Here is an 8,083-nt window from a genome sequence, read left to right as displayed (position 1 = left end):
CAAATTATCTTCTCGCAAGATTTGCTGAGCCACCCCTGACCAATCTTGCAACATCTTTTCGTCGGGAATGCCCAATATTAGCGCCCGGATTGCCACCGGCATTTCCCAACCGACTTCTATAATCGGTCGTCGCTGGTAGAAACTTTCAGCTAAACCATCTGGAGGTGTGAGATTAGGCGGTGCCCAAATTTGACAGTAGGTGCGCCAAGCTGTCTGAAAATACTCGATTAACCCGTCACAGATAACACCGTCAAAGTCAAGGGCGAGAATATTTGGATAACTTGCACGCATGATTCTAAAGCCGCAATCTTTCGGTTTATCTTGGCACAATTTGCCCAACAAGCCCAATACCCAGTAGAGACGCGAGCTATCGCGTCTCTACTGGGTTTCTCAAAACTTAGGTTTCAAAATTTAACTGGGGTGCAAGGATTCGAACCTCGGAATGGCTGGACCAAAACCAGCTGCCTTACCACTTGGCGACACCCCATCGCATCAACCTTCGCTATAGTAGCAGTTCCTACTAGGGAATTGTCAACCACTTTTAGAAAATTTCTCTTAAATCCTTCTTCATCAGTGGATAAATGGTGAAGACTCAGTATGGATTTTTGGGAATTGACTCATAGAAAAGGCTTCTTGAACGCTTACCAGTTAAACAGTGTGGCTCTCCTAGCCAGCTTCTCCCTTTCTTATGGAAAGCGTGCCGGGAAAGTGTTTTAGCTTTTTCGACATCTTTACCTCCTCGAAACCCATATAGGGTGTTGCACAATCATGCGATGATTTTATTTTAAACTCCGCGCTACCTCGTCTTTGCGCGAGATTATCATCTTTCTACTGTGCAACGCCCCATATAGATCCACAGCTTTTTCGATTAGGCGGGATAAATTCGCAGCCGTCGGTTCGGTTCTTCCCCAAAACTGTCAGAGTTGAGACGATAGTGTTCGACGAGTTCGTGTTGCATTTTACGAACTTTAGAAGAACGCGGCAGGAGTTCCACCGGCTGTCCTTTGGGAATCACGATTTGCTCCACGGCAAGGCGGGCTTCTTCGAGAGCCTCAATCTCGTCTTCACTACCGCTACTAGTAAATAAGCTGAGTTCGGGGACATCTAGAACCTGAGAGTCATCCATATCCAGCAGACGCCTTAGGGCGCGGGTAATCTGGGGAATGGTACTTGCCTTAATTGCATGGATGGGAACCTGACGGGCTTTGGCAATATGTCGTAGCTTGGAATGGTTTTTTACGTGCGACCGAATCGCCAAAACTGCATCCGCGCTATCCATATCCTTCGTCAGCAAGATGGGCAAATTCAGCACCCGAATGACTTGCTCTAATTGTTGGCTGCTCACCCCATAAGGATAAACGTGCAATGGCAACTCTTCGCCATTCGGCCCCACAAAGGTTTCATTTCCGATTGCCTGAGGTTGATGCCAAGATTGATCCAGCATCTGCTCAAAAGAAGGTGCAAGGTTAGAAGAGACAGGCAATGAAGTAGAGGCAGATTCTTCTCCTCTAGCTAATAGGTTTTGCGGTTCTGCCCTCATGCCTCGCGTTGATTCTGACTGCATTGGTAATGGAGTCATTTGCCCAGAAGCCCGCCAGCCCATTGGTCGCGCTGGGGCGTCGTGGGTGGAAGATATACGGCTGCCTCCGCTCATCGCTGGTCGCATGAGTGACGGTGCTTGGGGAGTCTCATGGGTAATCGTAACTTCCCCAGTCTCGCTGGTTGTCCTAACTTGATAACCCGGCTGACGCCCCCGCAGCAGGGTGTCAACGGTATCGGCAACACTTTCATGCACCACCCAGCGCTGCCGTTCTAGCATTTCAACAGCAATTTCAAAGGTTGGCGGGGCTTTGCGTTCCAATACCGTCTTTTGGCTACCCCGACGTCTGGCTTCGTCATCTCCCAAAGTTACGGCCTGAATGCCACCTACTAAGTCAGATAACGTTGGATTTTTAATCAGATTTTCAATCCGATTTCCGTGAGCTGTACCCACCAGTTGAACACCTCGTTCAGCAATCGTTCGAGCTGCCAAGGCTTCTAGTTCTGTGCCAATCTCATCAATGACGATGACTTCTGGCATATGGTTTTCCACTGCCTCAATCATGACTTGATGCTGGAGTTCGGGACGGGCGACTTGCATCCGTCTAGCTCTACCAATTGCTGGATGAGGAACGTCACCATCCCCAGCGATTTCGTTGGAGGTGTCGATAATGACAACTCGTTTCTGTAAATCGTCGGCTAAAACTCTGGCAATTTCCCGCAGTGCTGTTGTCTTGCCAACACCGGGACGCCCCAGCATCAGAATCGATTGACCTGTTTCTACTAGGTCGCGAATCATGCCGATGGTGCCAAACACGGCTCGACCTACCCTCAAGGTAAGACCAATGATCTCGCCGCTTCGGTTGCGGATAGCGCTAATCCGGTGCAGAGTTCGCTCTAGCCCTGCTCGGTTATCCCCACCAAAATTTCCTACCCGGTCTACACAATAATTCAGTTGTTCTTTCGATACTGGCGTTTCGGAGAGATACTCTGCCTGTTTAGCAAACCGAGCCTCTGGAAGACGCCCCAAGTCTAGGACAACCTCAACTAACTTATCCCGTCCCGGATGCTGCTCTAAAGGTTGCCGAATTTCATTTGGTAACACGTCCAGTAATTTCTGGAGATCGTCTGTAATCTGCATTCTTTGTACAGTGACGTTTTTATCCACAATCGGTGATTTAAATAACTGATGTTTGTTCTTTACCTGGGAAGCGTTGCAGGTTGGCGATCGCAAGGTTGAAAAGTCGCTTTTTGCAAATCGTCAATCTTTTAACCTCCAACCTTTTAATCGATGACATATCTAAAATCGCGCTTCTACTGGCTATTGGGTAAAGGTTTTGAGTTGAGAAACTAGCGAGTGAGCAAGATCAACAGCTTGCCAGAGTAAATCCGGCTTTTCTTCCAAGCGTCCAGGTAAAGGTGTTTGACTTGACGCGGAGGCATTCCCACCTACTTCGTTTATATTCATTTTTTCTAATTCATCCAAAATGGGTGATAACAAAACACGAGCGTAGCTGCCATAAGCAATCCCGGCGATATTGGGGGATTGAGCGGGAAAAGTTTGAGTTGGTTGGGGCGGGTTTTTCGTTGATCCCTGGTTCCCTACAGGGATGCTTGATAGAGATGCCCTTCCGACTTTTGACTCTTGGACTTCTGGCTTTTGGTGGTTGTTGAGCAGTCCCATTGTCCTAAGTTTGCCAACAGTATGGCGATTAGTGCCTCCTGCTAACTGCACATATCCGGGCAATCCCGCAGTTAGAACTTTTTGACCTAACTTTACAGCAGCTATCGTTGTGCCATCGCCAATATCGCCACTCATAGGACGCCCATCTGTTTGCCAGATGAGAGGACAAGGTAGGGGTGCCATCAATTCGTATAGCGCTCGGAGGTAATCAAGCATCGCTTCACCATCTGGACAACTAATGGCTAAAAGCTTGAGCTGGTTTACCCAAGGCGCGATCGCACTCCAGAGTCGTTTAAAGTCTTCTACTCTGCCAACTTGCGTGTGAATTTCTAAGGCATCTACGCCGCTTTGAAATACCAAAGGTGCGATCGCTTCCGGTGCGGATACATAAGAACGAGTATAAATTAAATTATTTGGGCATACGGGAATACACCGTCCGCAGCCATAACAACGTTGATCGATCACCCCTGAAAAACCGTTCTGGCCAAAGTCAAAAGCGATCGCATCAGCTGGACAAATACTTTCACAAGGTCGCCAGCAATCTGCTGGACACTCAGTTGAGTTAAATTCAGCTTTTCGGAAATGAGGATCTTCCCCATCATTTAGGCTGACCATCAGCCACGGCAAACCTTCTACGCAATAGCCGCGAGCGCGGGCGGCATCGGCAAGGGTAGTCGCAGCCTTTATACCTTCTTTCGCCGCAGCAATGACTGCTGGGTCAGCGGCAACATCGATACAGTCAGCCCCAGCGAGGGTATATGCCAACGTAAGATTTCGGACGGCAGGGAGGTGTTGGAAACTAGCTCCGCAAATGAGCTTAAACCAGTGACCCTCTCTTAAGGAACGTAAGGGATAGTAGGTATCAGTCACCCTTATATGCTAGTGCGTTCCCGAATAAATGGGGAGATCCAAGTAGCAAAAATTAGGGGAGTTTTCACCACTCCCCTTTTCATGGAAACCGTAAGCATCAGGGGTTTGCCTTTAGTCAGCGATCGCATTGAGCAGCACTTCCGCCAAGGTCATATCTGCCATGTCATCCAGCGTTATCGTGTCGCAGATATCAAACTTTGCCCCTGCACCTTGTAAGTCATCATCCAACGCCTTTAAAAACCGAGCTGCTGTAGCGTCTGACCCTACTTGAATCATCGAAATCGCCAGTTCTTCATCGCGTTCCATCTGTCGGGACGCCTCAATAATCGCCCGCATCACGCCTTTTCGGTCATCGGGTTCACCATCTGTGACCACCAAAATGGTTTCGCCACCCACCTTAGTCTGACCGGCTGCTTTCCGCTGAAAGTAGGCAGCGATCGCATCTTGTAATACACCTGCTAAATTAGTTGTGCCAGCCGGGTCGTTTTCTTGAAAAATTTGTGCGACTTTACTGGAATTTACATTCTCGTAGCGTTTGAATCGGCTGGAAAATAAGTAAACTGTGATCCCATCCGGGTCAAACTGTTCGCATTTTCGCGCCAACGCCAAGGTAGACTCTTGTGCCGCATCCCAGCGGCTTCTGCCTCCCGGCTGGTCTGGCGTAGACATACTGCCGCTTTTGTCAATAATTAACGTATAATCCCGATCTTCTGCGCTCATTAGCTAATCTCCCCATTATTTTTTTAGATTGAATGACTTGCTGCTGATTCCGCAACAAAATTGCGATTAAATACTGGCAAGCAAAATTTTGGATTTCAGATATGGAATCCAAAATCCAAAATAAACAGACAGCACCTAGTCGTTAATGGCGTTGAGCAACACTTCCTGTAAAGTCATGCCCTCCATGTCATCCAGCGTTACAGTGTCGCAAATATCAAACTTTGCCCCAGCACCTTGCAAATCATCATCCAAGGCTTTCAGAAACCGACTCGCCGTTTGATCCGAACCTACTTGAATGAAGGAGATGGCTAATTCTTCATCTCTATCCATTCGGCGAGAGGCTTCAATAATCACCCGCATCACGGCTTTGCGGTCATCGGGTTCACCATCTGTAATCACTAGAATTGTCTCGCCATTTGGCTTAGTCTGACCAGCCGCCTTCCGCTCAAAGTAGTTGTCAGTGGCGTTTTTCAAGACATCGGCAAGATTCGTAGTGCCAGAGGGATCGTTTTCTTGGAATATCTGCGCTACCTTGCTAGAAGTCACATTATCAAATCGCTTAAACCGACCGGAAAATAGGTAAAGCGTAATCCCATCGGGATCGAACTTTTCACATTTTCTCGCCAACGCCAGAGTAGATTCCTCTGCGGTTTCCCAACGGCTTCTACCGCTCGGTGGCTCTGGGGTAGACATACTCCCGCTTTTATCGATGATTAATGTATAGTCACGGTCTTCTGCCACAGATCCTCCTTCCACCAAAGATAACCTCCAGTGTTTGTCAAGATTTCCCAATCTAGCCTAGCCCACCTGCTGTGACTATCTAGTTGGATTAGATAAAAGAAATATAAAAATTTCTACAGCAGAGAGGGGATTAATTATCATTCTGGCGATCGCTGCTGGCTTCTACGGCTTAGTCTCCCGCAAGGCTTGCAAATAATCAATCGCCGCCTCAAGTTTAGAGGGATATGCATCGGCAAACTCTTCAAACCAAAGACCTTCTTCTGAAAGTGGCTTTAAATTTTTCAGCCATTCTCGCGCTTGGTTTTTGAAGACTTCCCGTTGTTTCTGCCTTAGTTGCTCCTGTTTGAGTTGTTCTTCTCTGAGTTGTTGCTGTTTTTTTAGCTGTTCTGTACGTTCTTGTTCTTCAAACTCAGCCCTAATTTGAGCCAGAACAATGTCTTCAGATGAGCTAATCGGCTCGTTTTGCCATTTTTGCCGGGGCAATTCCGGAATTGCGTTTGCAGCAAGCGGGAGGTTCGCAGAATGATTTTGTAAGAAGTTCGCTGGTTGCGGTTTGACTGGTTCTTCTTTCAGTTGTGGCGGTTTTTGCAGTTCTTTTGGTTTATCTTTTGTCTCATACTCAGCTTTGACTGCCGCGAGTATGTCATCGATTGATTCCATAATTTTGGACACCTCTAGAGAGATTTTAGATTTCTCTTCACGATCAAAATCCCAAATCCCAAATTAGACTTTGAACTTAGTCAATAATGGCATTGATCAACACTTCCGTTAGGGTCATGTCCTCCATGTCATCCATCGTGACTGTGTCGCAGATATCAAACTTTGCCCCAGCACTTTGCAGTTCATCATCCAGCACTTTCAGAAATTTTGTTGCCTGCGCGTCTGTGCCAACTTGGATAAAGGAAATCGCGAGTTCTTCATCCCGATCCATACGGCGCGACGCTTCAATAATTACCTTCATTACCGCTTTCCGGTCATCCGGTTCCCCATCTGTGACGACTAAAATGGTATCTCCATTGGGCTTGGTTTGTCCTGCTGCTTTACGCTGGAAGTAGTTATTCGTCGCATCTAGAAGGACTGCCGCTAAGTCAGTGCGTCCAGACGGTTCGTTTTCGCGGAAAATTTGTGCAACTTTACTGGCGTTTACATTGTCATAGCGTTTGAATCGACCGGAAAATAGATAGATAGTGATGCCATCCGGATCAAATTCTTCACATTTACTGGCTAAAGCGAGAGTAGACTCCTGCATCATGACCCAGCGGCTTTTCCCGCCTGACTGGTCTGTCATCGACATACTGCCGCTTTTGTCAATAATTAATGTATAGTCGCGGTTTTCTACCATAAGAGTTTTCCTTATTTGCTTACTTCTTTAAAGGTATCAAAATCCTCTAGCCGAGCTAAAACGTCTGTAGGTCATAAAGCTTGACTATTCAGACGTTCCAGCTCGTTTTAGCTCGACATGACTTAGAGCTACACCCAAGCATTGGTGCGACCCTAAGATTGGATTGACTGACGCGGGTTTAAGCAGCAGCGATCGCGTTTTTAAGCGGTGTCCAGCGGAAAGCGCGATCGCCCCCCATTTCTACAGCAATCTTTAGGCGTGGCTCTATACTTGGCAAGGTGGTTAAATATTCCACTTCCTCACGGGACAATACGTGTCCTTCAATTATCCACAGCACCAGTCCCTTCGATTTGGGAGGTAGTTGTTCCAACTGATAGGTCACGATAGGTGGCACGTAGTAAACACGAATGTCTTTCTTGCCCAAATGCGCGGGACGAACGCCGTGTACGCCAGTTAAATACGTTGCTACGTCGCCGAGTCCCCGTGCTGATAGGCTTAAAGTGGTATAGCCAGCTGCACGCAACCGCCGCTGGTAACGCCCTTCAAACCCTCCTTCTAAGGGTACATACGTTCCTAAAGCACCTGACTTTTCCAAGTCTTTGACGAATTGATTGCCGATGGTGATCAGTGCCATATTTTTATGTTCTACCCAGCTTTAAGTTTTGTTAATTGCTGCTGGCAATTTATTATAGTTGGGCGTTGAGGAACCTATCAACTTTAAGCAAAAAGCAATGTGCAACAAAAGCTTTGAAAATTTTAGTAAGGTTGCACTTTTTCCAGACAGTGTTGAGTTTTGAGCCTCGTTTGAACATAGGCTTACAGACAATCGAGGTTAAACTGTTTGGGCGATCGCGCTTTTTGTGGAGATGCGATCGCTACGTAGAGCTGTAAAGATTTGACTTATTTTGACTCAACATCTACTCAAAATAAGTGAATAGGCTTCTCGTGAAGATGGAATCGCAATCGACCTAATCCCAAAAATCATGTACTGGTAATCCCTTATTACGCTTTAATACCGCAGGTCGGAAAAAAAAGCTCAAACAGGTAACGTTAAACGGCTGAATCTATGCTTGAAACCCAGATTCCGCAGGTTGCTGGTAGAGTCAGAGGTATTTTTAAGCAATGACTCAACAGCCCACCAACATCCAAGTCAAAGATATCGATCATTTAGGCATCGTGGCAGGCAT

The 8,083-nt window shown here is 47.0% G+C and carries 7 protein-coding genes, 1 tRNA gene and 1 pseudogene; all 9 read right to left on the bottom strand.

The window, feature by feature from the left end; genetic code table 11:
• Positions 1–291: pseudogene (locus tag H6F50_RS10455) on the bottom strand (HAD family hydrolase); the annotation flags it as partial.
• Between the two features lie 124 nt (positions 292–415).
• Positions 416–487 (bottom strand) — tRNA-Gln (locus tag H6F50_RS10450).
• 381 nt (positions 488–868) lie between these two features.
• A complete protein-coding gene (locus tag H6F50_RS10445) occupies positions 869–2,680 on the bottom strand; it encodes a R3H domain-containing nucleic acid-binding protein (RefSeq protein WP_190428646.1) in 1,812 nt (603 codons plus the stop codon).
• 180 nt (positions 2,681–2,860) lie between these two features.
• Positions 2,861–4,093 (bottom strand): LdpA C-terminal domain-containing domain, encoded by a 1,233-nt coding sequence (locus H6F50_RS10440; RefSeq protein ID WP_190428645.1) that lies wholly within the window; start codon positions 4,091–4,093, stop codon positions 2,861–2,863.
• A gap of 111 nt (positions 4,094–4,204) precedes the next feature.
• Positions 4,205–4,813: a VWA domain-containing protein gene (locus H6F50_RS10435; protein ID WP_190428644.1), complete on the bottom strand. Its 609-nt coding sequence runs from the start codon at positions 4,811–4,813 to the stop codon at positions 4,205–4,207.
• Positions 4,814–4,948: 135 nt separating this feature from the next.
• Positions 4,949–5,554 (bottom strand): VWA domain-containing protein, encoded by a 606-nt coding sequence (locus tag H6F50_RS10430; RefSeq protein ID WP_190411903.1) that lies wholly within the window; start codon positions 5,552–5,554, stop codon positions 4,949–4,951.
• A 162-nt stretch (positions 5,555–5,716) separates the two neighbouring features.
• Entirely contained in the window at positions 5,717–6,214 is a 498-nt protein-coding gene (locus H6F50_RS10425) for a hypothetical protein (protein ID WP_190428643.1), read from the bottom strand.
• A 76-nt stretch (positions 6,215–6,290) separates the two neighbouring features.
• Entirely contained in the window at positions 6,291–6,896 is a 606-nt protein-coding gene (locus H6F50_RS10420; protein ID WP_190428642.1) for a VWA domain-containing protein, read from the bottom strand.
• A gap of 178 nt (positions 6,897–7,074) precedes the next feature.
• A complete protein-coding gene (locus H6F50_RS10415; protein ID WP_190411900.1) occupies positions 7,075–7,530 on the bottom strand; it encodes an NAD(P)H-quinone oxidoreductase subunit N in 456 nt (151 codons plus the stop codon).
• Positions 7,531–8,083 lie beyond the last annotated feature (553 nt).

This window comes from Coleofasciculus sp. FACHB-712, assembly GCF_014695635.1.
Taxonomy (GTDB): Bacteria; Cyanobacteriota; Cyanobacteriia; order Cyanobacteriales; family FACHB-T130; genus FACHB-T130.
The sequence above is the reverse complement of the archived record's forward strand: the minus strand, read 5'-3'. Positions and strand labels throughout refer to the sequence as shown.

Bases quoted from the DNA above. Each gene is read 5' to 3' on its own strand.
- H6F50_RS10445 (WP_190428646.1), bottom strand. From the start codon at position 2,680: ATGCAGATTACAGACGATCTCCAGAAATTACTGGACGTGTTACCAAAT.
- H6F50_RS10435 (WP_190428644.1), bottom strand. From the start codon at position 4,813: ATGAGCGCAGAAGATCGGGATTATACGTTAATTATTGACAAAAGCGGC.
- H6F50_RS10425 (WP_190428643.1), bottom strand. From the start codon at position 6,214: ATGGAATCAATCGATGACATACTCGCGGCAGTCAAAGCTGAGTATGAG.
- H6F50_RS10420 (WP_190428642.1), bottom strand. From the start codon at position 6,896: ATGGTAGAAAACCGCGACTATACATTAATTATTGACAAAAGCGGCAGT.
- H6F50_RS10415 (WP_190411900.1), bottom strand. From the start codon at position 7,530: ATGGCACTGATCACCATCGGCAATCAATTCGTCAAAGACTTGGAAAAG.